The 17,710-nt window shown below is 32.5% G+C and carries 15 protein-coding genes; 8 read left to right on the plus strand and 7 right to left on the minus strand.

From position 1 onward, the window contains the following. The first annotated feature begins 217 nt into the window (after window positions 1–217). Window positions 218–658, plus strand: coding sequence for a hypothetical protein (locus DMA14_RS18515; RefSeq protein WP_111426243.1), 441 nt, complete (start codon window positions 218–220; stop codon window positions 656–658). A gap of 18 nt (window positions 659–676) precedes the next feature. Here DMA14_RS18515 and DMA14_RS18520 read toward each other — a convergent pair whose 3' ends face one another. Continuing rightward, on the minus strand, window positions 677–1,585 hold the full coding sequence (locus DMA14_RS18520) for a GYDIA family GHMP kinase (RefSeq protein WP_111426040.1): 909 nt from the start codon (window positions 1,583–1,585) through the stop codon (window positions 677–679). A 95-nt stretch (window positions 1,586–1,680) separates the two neighbouring features. After that, window positions 1,681–2,994 (minus strand): hydroxymethylglutaryl-CoA reductase, degradative, encoded by a 1,314-nt coding sequence (locus DMA14_RS18525; protein ID WP_111426041.1) that lies wholly within the window; start codon window positions 2,992–2,994, stop codon window positions 1,681–1,683. Between the two features lie 180 nt (window positions 2,995–3,174). Between DMA14_RS18525 and DMA14_RS18530 the strand changes: the two genes are divergently transcribed. The 6 genes from DMA14_RS18530 (at window position 3,175) to DMA14_RS18555 (ending at window position 10,444) form a co-directional block, all read left to right on the plus strand. Further along, a complete protein-coding gene (locus tag DMA14_RS18530) occupies window positions 3,175–5,346 on the plus strand; it encodes a S9 family peptidase (protein WP_111426042.1) in 2,172 nt (723 codons plus the stop codon). 37 nt (window positions 5,347–5,383) lie between these two features. Further along, a complete protein-coding gene (locus DMA14_RS18535) occupies window positions 5,384–7,060 on the plus strand; it encodes a peptide MFS transporter (RefSeq protein WP_111426043.1) in 1,677 nt (558 codons plus the stop codon). Window positions 7,061–7,063: 3 nt separating this feature from the next. Next, window positions 7,064–8,548 (plus strand): peptide MFS transporter, encoded by a 1,485-nt coding sequence (locus DMA14_RS18540; RefSeq protein WP_111426044.1) that lies wholly within the window; start codon window positions 7,064–7,066, stop codon window positions 8,546–8,548. Window positions 8,549–8,595: 47 nt separating this feature from the next. Further along, on the plus strand, window positions 8,596–9,063 hold the full coding sequence (locus DMA14_RS18545) for a thioredoxin family protein (protein ID WP_111426045.1): 468 nt from the start codon (window positions 8,596–8,598) through the stop codon (window positions 9,061–9,063). A 216-nt stretch (window positions 9,064–9,279) separates the two neighbouring features. Continuing rightward, on the plus strand, window positions 9,280–9,732 hold the full coding sequence (locus DMA14_RS18550) for a thioredoxin domain-containing protein (protein WP_111426046.1): 453 nt from the start codon (window positions 9,280–9,282) through the stop codon (window positions 9,730–9,732). A gap of 262 nt (window positions 9,733–9,994) precedes the next feature. After that, window positions 9,995–10,444 carry a thioredoxin domain-containing protein gene (locus tag DMA14_RS18555; RefSeq protein WP_203418333.1) on the plus strand — a complete coding sequence of 150 codons (450 nt, stop codon included), beginning with the start codon at window positions 9,995–9,997 and terminating at the stop codon, window positions 10,442–10,444. 3 nt (window positions 10,445–10,447) lie between these two features. On the opposite strand, the gene DMA14_RS18560 is transcribed toward DMA14_RS18555, so the two are convergent. The 5 genes from DMA14_RS18560 to surE form a co-directional block, all read right to left on the minus strand. Beyond that, window positions 10,448–12,478, minus strand: coding sequence for a ComEC/Rec2 family competence protein (locus tag DMA14_RS18560; RefSeq protein WP_111426048.1), 2,031 nt, complete (start codon window positions 12,476–12,478; stop codon window positions 10,448–10,450). A gap of 50 nt (window positions 12,479–12,528) precedes the next feature. Beyond that, window positions 12,529–13,014 (minus strand): C40 family peptidase, encoded by a 486-nt coding sequence (locus tag DMA14_RS18565; RefSeq protein ID WP_111426049.1) that lies wholly within the window; start codon window positions 13,012–13,014, stop codon window positions 12,529–12,531. 6 nt (window positions 13,015–13,020) lie between these two features. After that, window positions 13,021–14,142: a lipid-A-disaccharide synthase gene (gene lpxB, locus DMA14_RS18570; protein WP_111367702.1), complete on the minus strand. Its 1,122-nt coding sequence runs from the start codon at window positions 14,140–14,142 to the stop codon at window positions 13,021–13,023. A gap of 63 nt (window positions 14,143–14,205) precedes the next feature. Continuing rightward, on the minus strand, window positions 14,206–14,475 hold the full coding sequence (locus DMA14_RS18575) for a hypothetical protein (protein WP_111426050.1): 270 nt from the start codon (window positions 14,473–14,475) through the stop codon (window positions 14,206–14,208). Then, window positions 14,468–15,247 carry a 5'/3'-nucleotidase SurE gene (surE, locus tag DMA14_RS18580; RefSeq protein ID WP_111426051.1) on the minus strand — a complete coding sequence of 260 codons (780 nt, stop codon included), beginning with the start codon at window positions 15,245–15,247 and terminating at the stop codon, window positions 14,468–14,470. Before surE ends, DMA14_RS18575 begins: the two co-directional genes overlap by 8 nt. A gap of 212 nt (window positions 15,248–15,459) precedes the next feature. Here surE and DMA14_RS18585 point away from each other — a divergent pair, with 212 nt between their 5' ends. Beyond that, window positions 15,460–17,643 carry a carboxy terminal-processing peptidase gene (locus tag DMA14_RS18585; RefSeq protein WP_111426052.1) on the plus strand — a complete coding sequence of 728 codons (2,184 nt, stop codon included), beginning with the start codon at window positions 15,460–15,462 and terminating at the stop codon, window positions 17,641–17,643. Window positions 17,644–17,710: the final 67 nt, after the last annotated feature.

Below are 17,710 nucleotides of genomic sequence, written 5' to 3' on the forward strand. Positions count from 1 at the left end.
TTTTTTGGAAGTCAGAAATTTGGTTGTGCTTTTTTACTGTTAATTTTCTAAAAGTATATAGGAATTATCGAAATTTAATTTAAAAAACTTGTGATTTTCAAAATATTACAGTTAATTTGCTCGATTTTTAATTTTAACATATTTTTGGCTTTTGCCACACAATAAAATAAAGAAGAAGAAATTTCCAAAAACAAAAGCTTTAATAACCAGTCATTTAATGTTTTTTACTTTTAAAATTTTTAGAAGAAAGCAGAGGGTATATACCAAAATAGAAAGTCATATTTACGGTATTATTATCGAGCTTTTAAAAGTAGGTAGCACCGACATCAATGTTGATGAATTGGGTGGGAAGTATTATTTGAGTAATGAAGAACAGCATTTTAAAGTTACCATTTTGAGTAATGATAATGTGATTAGATTAACCAATACGCATGATTCTGTTGCTGAGAAATATGATAAAATCTTTGTAGAAGATGTTTTAAGAGCTGTAAAAGAAGAGAAACACCGCCGAATGGAAGTGGTGTACGATTCTATTACCAATAGCATCGAAAAGATGGCAGAACGTTTGCACAATAGACTTATAGAGTCAAATGAACAAGACAAATCTGTTCGCCGTTTAGAGACAAAAGAGGTTAAAAGCAGTAAAAAAGTAAACTAATGGCTTTTCTGAAATGATTTATAAGATCATTTCTTCGTAAGTCAGAATAGTCTCGTATCCTTTGTTAAAGAAATATTCTTTTGGGTCTTCTTTAGAAACCACCAAAATAAAATCGCCTCCCCAAGCTCCTAAACTTTTTATTACACCCTTAAAATCAGGAAAAATTGCCTCTTTTATGGTTTGCATTTCTAAAACCTTACTCAGATGAATTTCATGTTTCTGAATTCCTGCAGCAAACTCTTTTAATGTTTTAGCATGAAGAATAGCATTAGTGATTTTGTTGTTTTCTACAATATTAGCTGCTAGATGATTGCCTTTGTGGTTGTTGTATGAGTATATGGCAGATTTACTGTTTTGTTTTTTGTTTAGATAAACAAAATAAAGGTGTTCTTTAAAGTCAGGATTAAATTCAACTTGCTGTACAAAATTATCTTTTATTCGATATAAAACAGGAGTGTTGTTTTGCGCACATGCAATATCATAACCGCTTCCGCCGAAACTATTTTTTAGTAGTGTGAAAGCATTGATTTCAGCCCATTGTGCAATATTATTGATAAGGGTAGAAGAAGTTCCTAGTCCCCAGTTTCTTGGAAAACTCAAATGTGTGCTAACTTTATATCCGTTAGCATTATCAATGAATTTTGGGTTTAAAATATAAGCTTCATGCAGAATATTAACCAAAGTTGTTTTTACGGTGTCAATTTGCGAATCTGAGCCTTTTATAACTTCATCAAATGAGATTGTTTCTTCAAACCATAAATGCTTGTCGTAATCATAACTTTTCCATTCGATCTGTTTGTTATCTAAATCTTCAATGACCAAATCCTGACCAAATTTTGTTGGTAGTGCAAATGCATCTGCTCCATCCAAAACTAGATATTCTCCAGCAATAAATAATTTTCCGTTGCTATAAAAAGTTGTTGACATACTGCGTCTCTATGATTGTATAAATTCCAATATTTTAAATTCCAAACCCCAAAATTGGAATTTGGAATTTTAGATATTGAAATTTTTAGATTTTGTTATTTTCTTAAACTTTCAATAAATTCTACTACAGCACTGTGAGAAACGGCTGTTTTTTTGAAGTGTGATTTGATTAAATGACGCTCTTCATCAGTAGCTTCAAATTGATTGATGATATTATTAAGGTGCATTTTCATGTGGCCTTCTTGGATTCCTGTTGTAGTTAAGGAACGCAATGCAGCAAAATTTTGGGCTAAACCGGCAACCGCTACAATTTCCATTAACTCTGGAGCAGAAGGTTTTTCTAAAATTTCTAAGCACAATTTTACTAAAGGATGTAAAGAAGTTAAACCGCCAACAGTACCGACTGCGAGAGGAATTTCAAGCCAAAAAGTGAAAATTCCGTTTTCGATTTTAGCATGCGATAAACTTGAATATTGTCCGTTTTTAGCTGCATACGCATGTACGCCAGCTTCTACAGCTCTAAAATCATTTCCTGTTGCTAGAATTACGGCATCAACCCCATTCATGATGCCTTTATTATGTGTAACGGCTCTAAAAGGTTCAACTTCTGCTATTTGCACTGCTTGAACAAAACGCTCTGCAAATTCTTGAGGATTGGTAATGTGTTTTTCTGTTAGATCTTCAATAGGGCAAGAAACTTCTGCTCTAACAAGACAATGAGGAACATAATTCGAGAGAATGCTCATAATGACTTCTAGCTTTTCATCATTTTCACATAAGTCAGAATTTTGAGCTTCTTCTTTTAAAGTTGTTGCGAATTGCTCTAAACAAGAATTTATAAAATTGGCTCCCATACTATCTTTGGTTTCAAAAGTAGTATGAAGCTGATAGTAATTTTCTAGTAAACTTCTTTTGTCTTTTAGTTTAATATCAAGGATACCTCCGCCACGCTGTTGCATGTTTTTGGTAATGCTTTGCGTTTCTGAAAAGAATTTCGGTTTAATCTCATCAAAGAAATGGCTTAATTTTTCTGCATCCCCACTATAAGTAAAATGAACTTGGCCAATCTTTTCGGTATCGATAATGGTAGCTTTAAATCCACCTCTTGTTGACCAGTATTTTGCGGCTTTAGAAGCAGCTGCAACCACAGAACTCTCTTCAATTGCCATCGGAATTGTTTTGTATTTTCCGTTGATCAAAAAGTTAGGCGCAACACCAAGTGGAATATAAAGGTTTGTAATGGTGTTTTCTATAAATTCGTCATGAAGCTGCTGAAGCTTTTCGTCTGAATTCCAGTAATTTCTTATAATATTTTGCGCCTCTTCGGGATTTGAAAAATACTCATTTGCAATCCAGTTGATTTTTTCTTTTTTGGATAATTTAGAAAATCCGGCAACAGCGTTGTTCATTCTCAATGTATTAAATAATAATGTTGCGGCAAAGATACTATTTTAAGAGTTTTGATTGCAATCTATTTCAGACATGAAAGCACGCAATCGTTATTTTTTTTAACATTTAACACTTAAAATGTGTATTATGTTTATTTTTTTTACTAAAATTGGGCTCTTTTTATATTTAAAATAATTCTAATGAATACAAGCAAATTTACTGCAGTACTTTTATTCTTAACTGCAGTTGTTTTTGGACAGCAGAAGATAACTGTCGAGAATGTTTTTAGCGGTACTTTCCGGGCTAAAGGAATGGATGAACTGCAATCGCTGAAAAATACAAATCAATATACTGTTTTAAATGTTGATCAGGCAAGCAGAAGTATGCAGATTGATTTATATGATTTTGCTACACTAAAAAAGGTATCAAATCTTATTGATACTAAAAACTACAAAGAACTTGCAAGCGGAATTAACAGCTACACCTTTGATGCTTCTGAAAAAAAGATCTTAATTGCTTGTAATACTAATAAAATCTTCCGTCACTCATTTACTGCTGATTATTTCCTTTATGATATCGCAGCAAAATCTCTGATTAAACTTGTTGATTTTCAAATTCAAGAGCCAACATTTTCACCTGACGGAACAAAAATCGCTTACGCAAAAGAAAATAACTTATATGTATATGACGTAGCTTTAAAAAAATCTACGGCTATTACAACAGACGGGAAGAAGAATGCGGTAATAAACGGTATTACTGACTGGGTTTACGAAGAAGAATTTGCATTTGTACGTGCTTTTGACTGGAGTAAAGACAGCAAAAAAGTAGCTTATATTCGTTTTGACGAAAGCCAGGTTCCAGAGTTTTCAATGTCAATCTTCCATAAAGATTTATATCCGAAAATTGAAACTTTTAAGTATCCTAAAGCAGGAGAAAAAAACTCAGAAGTTTCGTTGCATATCTATGATGTAGCTGCGGGAGCAACTAAAAAAGTAGATTTAGGAAAATATAATGATTTCTACATTGCTAGAATGCAGTGGACAAATGATGCAAATGTACTTTCTGCGCAGGTTTTAAACCGTCATCAAGATAATTTAGATATATTGTTTATTGATGGTAATACAGCAACTTCGAAAGTGGTTTTAAATGAAAAAGATAAAGCTTATGTAGATATTACTGATAATTTGACTTTCTTAAAAGACAACAGTTTTATCTGGACTAGCGAAAAAGACGGTTTTAATCATATTTATGTGTATGATAAAAACGGAAAACTTAAAAATCAAGTTACAAAAGGAAACTGGGAAGTGGTTTCATACTACGGTTTCGACGAAAAAACAAAAACTATTTTCTACCAATCTACAGAAAATGGTTCTATCAACAGAGATCTTTACAGAATTGGTTTAGACGGAAAAAATAAAGTGCGTTTGTCTTCAAAAACAGGAACAAGTGCAGCGACTTTCAGTCCAAATTTCCAATACTTTATTACAACTTTCTCTAGTAATACACAGCCAACAACGTATACTTTGAATGAGGCTAAAACAGGAAAAGAAATTCAGGTTATCGAAAACAATCAGGCTCTTGCTGATAAATTGAAAGCTTATGACCTTCCGTCAAAAGAATATTTTGTTTTAAAAACGGCTAAAGGAAATGAACTAAATGCTTGGATTTTAAAACCAAAAGATTTTGACCCTTCAAAAAAATATCCTGTTTTCATGTTTCAATATTCAGGTCCAGGATCTCAACAAGTAGCAAATCAATGGAATAATTCTAACGATTATTGGTTCGCTTCATTAACACAGCAAGGTTACATCGTAGCTTGTGTTGACGGAAGAGGAACAGGTTACAAAGGAGCTGATTTCAAAAAAGTTACTCAAAAAGAATTAGGTAAATACGAAGTAGAAGACCAAATTGATGCAGCAAAAGTAATTGGTGCTTATCCTTATGTTGATGCTTCAAGAATCGGAATCTTCGGATGGAGCTATGGTGGATTTATGGCTTCTAACTGTATTTTTCAAGGAAACGATGTGTTTAAAATGGCAATTGCTGTTGCGCCAGTTACAAACTGGAGATTTTATGACAGCGTTTATACAGAAAGATACATGCAGACTCCACAAGAAAATGCAAGCGGATACGATCAAAACTCTCCTATAAATCATGTTGATAAATTGAAAGGAAAGTTCTTATTGATTCATGGTTCTGCAGATGACAACGTTCATGTTCAGAACACAATGCAAATGATGGAAGCTTTAATTCAGGCAAATAAACAATTTGATTCTCAAATTTATCCAGATAAAGATCATGGTATTTATGGCGGAAAAACGAGAGTTCAGCTTTATACCAAAATGACAAACTTTATCAAAGAAAATTTATAATCTAAAAATATAATTAAACCTAATTAAATAAAATAGTATGGGAGAAACTCAAGTAAAAACTGCGCATCCAAAAGGACTTTGGGTATTGTTTGGAACGGAGATGTGGGAGCGGTTCAATTTTTATGGAATGCGAGCTTTATTGACTTTATTTCTTGTGAATTCATTATTGATGAAGGAAGAGGAAGCGTCATTAATTTATGGAGGTTTTCTTGGACTTTGTTATTTGACACCAATGTTAGGTGGTTTTGTTGCCGACCGTTATTTAGGAAATAGAAATTGTATCCTATTGGGAGGATTGTTAATGGCAATAGGACAATTGCTTTTGTTTACAAGCGGAAGTGTTTTTGGTTCTAATTTAGGTTTAGCAAAAATCATCATGTACTCTGCTTTAGGAGTAATTGTTTTTGGTAACGGATTCTTCAAACCAAACATTTCTAGTATGGTTGGAAGTTTATATCCAAAACAAGAAAAAACAAAATTAGATAGTGCTTTTACTATTTTCTATATGGGAATTAACATCGGAGCATTTTTAGGTCAGTCTATTTGTCCTTTATTAGGGGATGTTAAAGATGCAGGTGGAATTAGAGATATCCACGCTTTCAGATGGGGATTCTTGGCAGCTTCTACTGCAATGTTATTAGGGACAGTTCTTTTCTATTTCTTAAAAAATAAATATGTGGTTTCTCCAGAAGGAAAACCATTAGGAGGACTTCCTTCTAAAAATGATGCTTCAGATTTTGAAGAAGGAGAAGCACAACAGGCAAACTTTTCTACTAAAGCTCTTATTGGTGCAGGAATTGCATTTATCGCTTTAGGATTCTTTTTTCATTATGTGGTAGGTCAGAACTTGATTTATACTTTGATTTATTCAAGTGGTTTGGCATTAGCAGGATTAATTATTTCAGACACGTCTTTGACAAAAGTTGAAAGAGATAGAATTTATGTAATCTACATTGTATCGTTCTTTATTATTTTCTTCTGGGCGGCGTTTGAGCAGGCAGGTTCTTCTTTAACTTTTATTGCAGATAACCAAACAGACAGGCACTTCTTTGGATGGGCAATGCCGCCGTCTATGGTTCAGATTTTTAACGGAATGTTTGTTGTGCTTTTAGCTGTTCCTTTCAGTGTTCTTTGGGATACTTTAAGAGCTAAAGGAAAAGAACCAATTTCTCCAGTAAAACTAGCTGCAGGATTGGTGATCATTTCTGTGAGTTTCTTTATGATCGCAACTCAGGTTTCTTATATCGGAACTTCTGGACTTTTATTAGTTAAATGGCTTATTTTATTATATTTCTTAAATACATGTGCAGAATTATGTTTGTCTCCAATTGGTTTGTCATTGGTTGGTAAATTATCTCCAAAACGTTTTGCATCATTATTATACGGAGTATTCTTTTTGTCTAATGCTTCAGGATATGCATTAGGAGGAACTTTAGGTTCTATCTTGCCAGCAACTGGTGATAAATTTGCAAAAGCAAAAGAATTAGGAATCGATCTTCAAGCAGTTTTAGATAAAAAAATAACGCTTTCAGCAGACCAATTGGCTTTGTTGGATCATCATCAGATTAGTGCACAAAATCCAATTTTTGCTGGATTTGAAATCCATAATTTATATGAATTCTTTATGGTATTTGTTGTACTTACAGGTATTGCTGCAATTTTATTATTTGCTTTAACACCACTATTGAAAAAATTAATGCACGGTGTTAGATAAAAAATGGAAAACAATATTACTTTAGAAGAAATTCAAAATTTTAAAGGCAAGTACCCAAAACAATTGTGGTACTTGTTTTTGGTTGAAATGTGGGAACGTTTTTGTTTCTACGGAATGCGTGGGGTTTTAGCTTTTTTTATGGTAGACCAATTAGGTCTAGTAGAAGGAAAAGCAAATTTGCAATATGGTGCAATTCAAGCGTTTGTATATGCATTTACTTTTATTGGCGGAATTTTTGCCGATAAAATACTAGGTTTTAAGAAATCGCTTCTTTTTGGAGGAATTGTCATGATTCTAGGAAACTTGCTTATTGCAGCTTCTCCGCATGATTTCTTTTATTACGGAATAACACTTTCTATTATTGGAACGGGTTTCTTTAAGCCAAACGTTTCTTCAATGGTTGGTGAATTATATCATGAAAATGACGGTCGTCGTGACGCAGGTTATGGACTGTTTTATGCTGGAATTAATATAGGAGGGATGCTTGGAGGAGCGATTCCTATTTATTTAGGAAAGAACTATTCTTGGAGTCTTTGTTTCCTTTCGGCTGCAATTGTAATGATTATAGGAGTTATAACTTTTCTTTTGACTAAAAAACATTTAGCGCCAATTGGAAATTCTCCGTTAGAAAAACATGAGCCTAAAAAACGTAATCTTTACGAAATAGCTGTATATGTTGGTTCTTTTGTTGTAATACCATTCGTTTACATAATGGTTATCAATTCTGATTTTACAGAGTACTTTATGTATACTATGGGAATAGTAGCATTGCTGTATTTTGCATACGAGCTGATCATGTTAAAGGATGGAAAACAGCAGCGAAAACTTTTAGCGGCATTTGTGTTTATTTTTGGATACTTTATGTTTATGGCAATTTCGGAGCAATCTGGAGGTTCATTGTCATTGTTTGCAAAAGATAATTTATCTAACAAGCTATTGTTCTTCCATATTGATCCAAACGTGGTAAATAACAGTATCAATTCATTGTATGTTGTTATTTTTAGCCCATTGGTAGGATTGTTATGGATATTTATGGCCAAACGAAAAATTGAACCTAATACTGTTATTAAGTTTGGTTTGTCATTTGTTTTGCTTGCTGCAGGATTCTTTATTTTTTACACTGCCAGATTTTTTGTAAACCAAGATGGGTTAAGTTCTCTTGATGTTTTTGCTTTAGGATATCTTGTGTATACACTTGGAGAGTTGTGTATCGGTCCAATCGGAATGTCGGTAATTACTAAATTATCTCCAAAAAGATTGTTTGGAATGATGATGGGATTATGGTTCTTGTCAAGTGCATTTGGTCAATTTGCTGCTGGAAAATTGGGAGCAGAAATATCTGATGCTAATACAGGAACTACATTAATGTCTAAGCTTATTGCTTATACAGATGGATATTATCAATTAGCAGTGTATTCGCTAGTTGCGGGTATTGCATTAATTGTTTTGACTCCGCTAATTAGAAGATTAATGCAAGAAGTTAAATAATTATATTGTATTTAGTTTTTGCATAAATTTGTATAAAATTTCTCATTATGAAAAAAATAGTACTTATTGCTTTGTTTTTAATCGGTGCTGCAAATCTTCAGGCACAAGAATTAAAATGGTATACAGATGTTAGAGAGGCAATTACTGTAAGTAATAAAGAACAGAAGCCAATGCTGATGTTTTTTACAGGTAGTGATTGGTGCGGATGGTGTATTCGTTTGCAAAATGAAGTTTTAAAGACTGCAGAGTTTAAAAAATGGGCAACAGATAATGTGGTTCTAGTTGAGTTAGATTATCCTAGATCTGTTCCTCAAACACCAGAGCTTAAAAGCCAGAATAACGAATTGCAGCAAGCTTTCGGAATTCAAGGTTTTCCAACAGTTTTCTTTACAAGTGCAGAAACAAAAGATGGTAGGGTTAACTTCAAAGGTCTTGGTAAAACAGGATATGTTGCCGGTGGTCCATCAGCATGGTTAACTGTTGCTGAAGGAATAGTGCATCCAAAGAAAATGTAAATTTTAGTTTGATAAAAAAATCAAAAGGTCTCTTACTCTGTAAGGGACTTTTTTTGTTTAGTAAGAAAAATTCTTTAGAAAAAATCTTTTAAATTGAGTATTTTGTATTTTATTATGTGTAAAAAAACATATAATATATTTTTTGTATTAATATAATTTGGATAATTAAAATATAATGTTAATTTCGTCTTGCTAATCTAACCAAAACCAATTTATATGACTAAAAAATTACTTATCCTACTGTTTTTTTTAGGTTCATTTATGATGCAAGCACAAAACTTAGCGTGGAGAACAAATATGACAGACGCTATTGCCATAAGTAATGACCAGAAAAAACCAATGCTGATTTTATTCACTGCCTCAGGTGTACCAGAAAATCTTCAAAATGAAGTCTTTAAAACACCCGATTTTGCCGTTTGGTCACGAGATAACGTGGTCTTAGTAAAATTGGATTTATCTGATATGAATGCATCAGATAGCGATCGCGAACAAAATGTAAAATTGAAAAATGCATTTGGAGTTGAAGATCTTCCAGAAGTATGTTTCGCAATGGCATCAGTAAGAAAAAACAAAACGACATTTAGCGCTTTAGGAAAAATAGCCTATAAACCTGGAGGAGCGAAAGCTTGGATTGCAGAATCAAATGCAATTTTGCATCCAGTAGAATAATAAACGATTTCATTCGACTTTTATTTTAATTTTTTTTAGTCCCCTTTCTGTTTTGCAGAAGGGGATTTTTTTGCTCTTAAGGGAGCAAATCGCGAATTTGATTATTTTGAATAGTGTTTTCTTTACATTTATTAAAAAAGGACTCATATATTATCAATTTGATTTTAATTCTTAGAAGTTGATTTTTAATAGCTTAAAATCTTTATTGGATTCTGTTTTTGTATTATTTTAGTTTTATTAACATAACCAAAACCAAAATTATATGCCCAAAAAACTACTTATCCTACTGTTGCTTTTATGTCCATTTTGTATGATTTCTCAAAATATAATCTGGAAGACTGACATCAATGATGCTGTAATCGTGAGTGCAGAAAAAAGAAAACCATTATTGATATTCTTTACCGCTCAAGGAGTAAATTCCCAGCTTCAGAATGAAATTTTTGCCACTCGAGATTTTGAAGAATGGTCTCGTAAAAACGTTATTTTGGTAAAACTTGATCTTTCCGATCCTTCTGCATCTGATGCTGTTAAGGAACAAAATCTAATGTTGAAGAACGCTTTTGGTATCGAAGATATTCCTCAAGTATGTTTTTCGGAAGTAACAGTTAGAAAGGGAAAAACAAATTTTAATAAATTAGGACTTATTGCCTATACAGGTTCTGGCGTTAAATCTTGGATTTCAGAATCTAATTCGATTATAAATCCAGAATAAAAATTAAAATTGATAATATCCCTTTTCTTTTGTCGAATGGAAAGGGATGTTTTTTTTAAGACAGCTTTTTTTCCAGTATTTCTGAATTGAATTAGAATTAGAGCCATCTGCAATAACAATTTTTGGATGAATATTCTTTAACACTCGATCCAGATTTATTTTTGAGGTTTGAGTTAGGACTAAAATATCTGGCTGAATTTTTTCTGGGAAAGCTTTAGTACTGTCAATTATAAGAATTTTTGTGTTTTTAAAGTAAAGCACATTTTTAATCTCTTGAATTTTAGTCAAACTGATTGAGTTTCCAACGAGATAAGAATTTATATTTCTTTTATTGATGTTCTTTTGAATTGTGTGTCGAGTGTAAAGTGTAATGTTGCTTCCTAAACGCTCAGAGATAAGCGTATTGCTTTTTTCATTGTAAATGATCAATTCTTCTTTGTTTTCGGTTTCTACTTTAGTTAAAATAAAAGAAATTTGGATGAAAATAATTGAAGTGAACACCAAAACCAATTTGTTGAAATTTGGTTTTTTAATCCAGATTATACTGCCAATTATAAAGAATGTGAATGCCCATAAATGATAGAAGTTGAAGCTAATGTCTCTAATGACAAATGAATCGAGAGAAGCTACTGCGTGAATCATGAGGTTCAGCAGATAAATGCTTTTCTCAAAAATCATTGTCATGAATAATGGCGGGCTTGTAAAAATGGCGATAATCATAACGACGATTCCTGCAATCATAATAAAAGATAAAACAGGAAGTATAATGATGTTTGTGACAAAAAATAAGCCTGGAAATTGATGGAAATAATAAAGGCATAAAGGCAAAGTACCAATTTGCGCCGCGAAAGAAACGCTCAAAGCTTCCCAGATATAAACGGTCAACTTGTTCTTTGGTTTGTAAATATTTTTTAAAATTGGATGAAGCCAAAGAATAAAAAATAACGCGATATAACTTAATTGAAAGCCGACATCAAATAAAAAATAGGGTTCAAAAAGTAGTATCAATAAAATAGAAACCAATAAAGTATGATAGATATTACCGTTTCGTCGCAAATGGCTTCCAATAGCAACAAATGAAAACATAACTACTGATCTCAAAACCGAAGGAGATAAACCAGAAATTATGGCAAAACCTGCTAAAGAAATTAGAATTGAAGTCAGTTTAAAAAAGGAACCCTTTTTTGTGTTTGGAATAGGTTTGAGAATGAAAGTGATAAAAAGCATTATAAAGCCTACATGAAGCCCTGAAACAGATAAAACATGTGTAGCTCCAGAATACTGATAATCTTGAATAATATCTTGTGAAATCTCCTGCTGCTGGCCTAAAATTAAAGCTAAAGCAACATTCATTTCATCTTTATTGAATTTTGATTTTTCGAGATTGGAAATTATTCTCGAATGCAATTGTGCGCAATAATACCAAATGTCTTTTTGAATAGTTTTGCTAACCAGAATATCTTTCTTCTGACAATAGATCTGTGCATAAATTTGTTTGTCGGCCAAATACCTGCTGTAATCAAATTGATTAGGATTTTTACTGGGATTATTTTGCTGAAGTACAGTTTCAAGTTTAATACTATTTCCTATTATTAAACGATTTTGAGAGCTGTCTTTCTGAATATTTACAATTATTTTTCCAGTATATGCTTTTCCTGATATTGTTTTTACAAGACCAATGTAGCGATCACTGTAATCGTTACTTTTTAGTTTTTCTCTTAAAATTAATGTTACTGATTGAGGGTTTTTGAAAGCAGTCAGACAATGTGTATAATTGCTTTTTTGAAGGCTTTGTGTATGGCATAAAAGTGTTAATGCGCCAATACAGAAAGATAAAATATAACTCAAGCTTCCGAGCAATATCGTTTTTTTATTACGTTTTAAATTCCACAAGAAAGATCCGGAAAATGCTATAGAAGCAATTGAGGCTAGAGGAACTATGAGCGTAATAGAAAAATGAAGATAATACGAAGCAATTATGCCGAGTACAAAGGCAACTGTAATTTTTACTAACGGAAAATCTAATACTTTCATGGTATAAAAGTACTAAATATTTGTAAGAAAAATAATAAAAAAATATTCTTTTAAGGAAGAACTCTGTTTACTTGTTCAAAGGAGTTTTTGTAATAAGGTTCTTTAGTAGAAGAAATAATTACTCCTTTTGAAGTTGAAGAATGCACAAATTTTACTTCATCAGAATTGACTTCTGTAATTAATCCAACATGATTAATTTGTCTGCTTTTGTTGGTTTTAAAGAAAATTAAGTCACCTTTTTTTGCATCGCTCAACGGAATTACTTTTCCAATTTTTGCCTGCTCATAGGAACTTCTCGGAAGATTGATACTTTCGCTTTCAAAAGTAGTGTAAACCAATCCAGAACAATCAAATCCACTTTTTGTGGTTCCTCCTGCTTTGTAGCGAACACCAATATTGTCAGTTGCTTTTTCAATTAAATTATTAACCAAAGCTCTGTTTTCTTTTTTAGATTCGTTTTTGTTTGCGACAGAAGAGGTTGATTTACAGGAAGTAAAAGCAATTGCTAAAAGCAGAAAAAGGAGTATTCGTTTCAAAATAGATTAATTAGTTTGTTTTAAATCGGCAACAATGAGTTTTGCTGTGTTTTTACTCGCACCCACTCCGCCAAGTTTTTGTTCTAATATATCGTAATTTTGTAGCACTTTATTGCGATGACTAGGCTCTAATAATTTTTGAAGTTCTTCTTTAATTCGTTTTTTGTTGCAATCTCCCTGAATCAATTCAGTCACAACTTCTTGATCCATGATTAAATTGACAAGAGAAATGTACTTTAATGTAATAATTCTTTTTGCAATCTGATATGAAACTTCGCTTCCTTTATAGCAAACCACTTCGGGAACTTTAAAAAGTGCCGTTTCAAGAGTGGCAGTTCCAGAAGTTACCAGAGCGGCAGTCGAAGAACGAAGCAAATCATACGTTTTATTTGAAACAAATGCGATGTTTTTGTTTTTTAAGAATTGCTGATAAAATTCGTATTCTTGGCTTGGAGCACCAGCAATAACAAATTCGTAATCCTGAAAATCATCTACAACGCTCAGCATTACGCTCAACATTTTGGTAATTTCCTGTTTACGGCTTCCTGGCAGAACGGCAATAATTGGTTTTTCGCCTAGATTATTTTCTTTTCTAAACAAAGCTTCATCAAAAGCAGGCTGATTCTGAATAGCATCAATAAGCGGGTGTCCAACAAAATCTACAGGGAAATGGTGTTTGTCTTCGTAAAAACTTTTCTCGAAAGGCAAAATAACATACATTTTATCAACGTCTTGTTTGATAGCTTTAATTCTGTTTTCTTTCCAAGCCCAAATTTGAGGAGAAATATAATAATGCGTTTTATAGCCCAATTCTTTTGCCCATTTTGCAATTCGCATATTAAAACCAGGATAATCAATAAAAATAATCACATCGGGTTTGAACTCTGTGATGTCTTTTTTGCAGATTTTAATATTGTTTAAAATGGTTTTTAAATTGAAAACCACTTCAATAAAGCCCATAAAAGCTAGATCGCGATAGTGTTTTACCAGAGTTCCGCCTGCTTTCTGCATTAAGTCTCCGCCCCAAAATCTAATTTCTGCTTCTGGATCTTCAACATATAATGCCTTCATTAAGTTTGAACCATGTAAATCTCCAGAGGCTTCTCCTGCAATTATGTAATATTTCATGTTGGTTTTTTTGTAAATGTGCTAAAGTTGTAACCCTTAAAGGGAACTTAGCAAAGATAAGATTTAAATAACTAATGTCGAAATTGCCAATACAATCACAGCTAAAATTACGCCTCGAGCCATATATTCTTTGTTTCTTTTTAAAAGAAAACCAAAAACGGCAAGGTCTAAAAGTGTTCCTATAGTAATTATTTTTCCAAGATATCCGTATTCTCGAAGCATTTGAAATCCTTGGGAAATGTCAAATGTTGTAAAAAAAGCGATGAATAGATAACTTCCTAAAAGAGCCGTAAAAATTCCGATAATAAAACCAATCAGTATTTCTTTAGTCATTTAATTTCCAAGTATTAAGTTGCTGAATTGAATGGTGGGCAGTCAAGTCAAATTGGACAGGAACTACTGAAATGTATCCGTTTGCCAAAGCCCACTCATCGGTATCTTCGCCTTTATCTTCGTTTACAAATTTGCCCGCGAGCCAGTAATAATCTTTCCCAAATGGAGTTTGTCTTTTGTCAAATTTTTGGGCGTAATATGCTTTCGCTTGACGGCAAACTTTAATGCCTTTAATTTCAGATTCTTTTAATTTTGGAAAATTGACATTTAAAACTACTCCTGGAGGAAGTTTATTGGTTAGAGTTTCTAAAGCAATTTTTTTTACGAAAGATTTTATCGGCTCAAAATCAGCATTCCAATCAAAATCTAAAAGAGAAAAACCGATTGCCTGAATGCCTTCAATTCCAGCTTCTACAGCGGCGCTCATGGTTCCTGAATAAATTACATTGATAGAAGAGTTTGATCCATGATTTATTCCCGAAACGCATAAATCGGGTTTGCGTTTCAAGATTTCGTTTACTGCCAGTTTTACACAATCTACAGGAGTTCCAGAACAGCTGTATTCTGCAATTGTGTCATCGTCTTTGGAAATTTTATCTATAAATAAAGTATTGTTGACAGTGATTGCGTGTCCCATTGCACTTTGTGGTTTGTCTGGTGCGACAACAATGACATCGCCTATTGTTTCCATAACGCTAATAAGGGCTCTAATTCCGGGAGCCAAAATACCATCATCGTTTGTCACTAATATTAGTGGTTTCTCAGCTTTCATATAATAAATATTATGTGTAGTTTTAACAATTGTAGGATTTTAAGAACAAAATTAATCACAATTATTTGCGAGAAGTCACAAATACTGTAAAATTTGTCAACTAAGGTAAAGAACTTTTTTACGAATTAAACATTTTTATATCTTTAACAAAAAATTATCGAAGCGTTAGCTCTCGTGGCATAGTTTTTAACGTAACTTAGATAAAAAAATTGATGAATGCTATTATAAAGTTTATGAAAAGAAATTATAAGATACTCATAGCCGTATTGTGCTTATCGCTTACATTATTTGCATTTAAGATGAATGCCGATAGGACAATCGACCCAGATCCGAATAGAGACAAGACACTTTTAGAATTATTAGCATTTGTTATTGAAAAAGGGCATTATAGTCCAGCAGAAATAAATGATGAGTTTTCAAAAGGTATTTTTAAGGATTATATCGATGCTTTAGACCCATCAAAAAGATTCTTCCTTCAGTCAGATATTGACGAATTCAAGCAGTATGAATTAATGCTTGATGATCAGTTTTTGAATAAAGATATTACTTTTTTCAACCTTACTTATACAAGGCTGATGAAGCGTATGGAAGAAAGTAAAAAACGTTATAAAACTATTTTGGCTCAGCCATTTAACTATAATGTAGATGAGAATTTTGATGCGGATTATGAGAAAATGCCGTATGCAAAAAACTTAACAGAGATTAATGAAAGATGGAGAAAACAAATCAAATTGTCAACTCTTTCTTCTTTAGTTACAAAACAGAAAATTGAAGAAGAAAAGAAGAAAAAAGATCCAGCTTACAAAGAGAAATCTTTTGAAACTTTAGAAAAAGAAACACGCGAAAGTTCTTTAAAATCTTTAGATGATAATTTTAGCGTAATCAAAGATCTTAATAGAGAATACTGGTTTTCTGTGTATTTGAATTCTATTATGGCTCGTTTTGATCCGCACACAAGCTATTTTGCACCAGAAGAAAAAGATCGTTTTGATGTAAATATCAGTGGAAAACTAGAAGGTATTGGAGCTCGTTTGACTAAGAAAAACGACTTTACTCAAATTGATGAATTAATTTCTGGAGGTCCAGCTTGGAAAGGAAAACAACTAGAAGCAGGAGATTTAATCTTAAAAGTTGCTCAAGGAAATGAAGAACCTGTAGATGTTGTGGGTATGCGTTTGGATGATGTTGTGAAGAAAATTAAAGGTCACAAAGGAACTGAAGTAAAACTGACAGTTAAAAAAGTAGATGGTTCTATTAAAGTAATTTCTATCATTCGTGATGTTGTAGAAATTGAAGAAACATATGCTAAATCTAGTGTTGTTGAGAAAAATGGTTTGAAATACGGAGTAATTTATCTTCCGAAATTCTATATCGATTTTGAAAATAAAGATGGTCGTGATGCTGGAAAAGATATTGCACGCGAGGTAGAAAGATTGAAACAAGCAAACGTTAATGGTATTGTTTTAGACGTTCGTGATGACGGTGGAGGATCTCTTTCTACAGTGGTTGATATTGCAGGTTTATTTATTGAAGACGGACCAATCGTTCAGGTAAAATCTGCAGGAAAAAAGAAAGAAGTTTTATATGATAAAGACAAAAAAATCGAATGGGATGGTCCATTGGTTATCATGGTAAACAGTTTTTCTGCTTCGGCATCTGAGATTTTGGCAGCTGCAATTCAGGATTACAAACGCGGTATTATTATTGGTAGTAAACAGACTTACGGAAAAGGTACTGTACAGAATGTATTAGATTTGAATCAGTTTGTTCGTAATGCAAATTATGGAGACCTTGGTGCATTGAAAATTACAGGACAGAAATTTTACAGAATTAATGGTGGTTCTACTCAGCTAGAAGGTGTTCATAGTGATGTGGTAATGCCAGATCGTTATGCTTACCTAAAAATGGGTGAGAGAGATATTGATAATGCAATGCCATGGGATAAAATTGATCCAGCAGATTATAGTACTTGGAATTCAACTGAGAATTTCAATAAAGCAATCATGAATAGTAAAAATAGAATTGCTCAAAATCCTCAATTTAAATTAATTGATGATAATGCGAAATGGATTGATGTTAAAAACAAAGAAAACGTATACAGCTTAAATATTAAGAGTTTTAAAGAAACTCAAGAACAAGTTGAAAACGAAGGAAAAAAATATAAGCCAATTTCTGATTACAAAAACGATCTGATTTTTAAATCGCTTCCGTATGAAGATGAAGAAATGAAAGCAGATGCTTCTTTAAAAGAAAAAAGAGATGCATGGCACCAAGCATTATCTAAAGATGTTTATGTAGAAGAGGCTTTAAACGTATTGGATGATTTACAGACAAAAAGTTTGGTGAAAAATACAGTTAATCCTAAGATGAAAAAGGATAAATTAGTGAAGTCTTAAGTTCGAGAAGAATTTAATTTGTTTAAAAACGCTCTATAAATTTTGAATTTATGGAGCGTTTTTTTGT

It is taken from the genome of Flavobacterium sharifuzzamanii (assembly GCF_003254585.1).
Taxonomy (GTDB): Bacteria; Bacteroidota; Bacteroidia; order Flavobacteriales; family Flavobacteriaceae; genus Flavobacterium; species Flavobacterium sharifuzzamanii.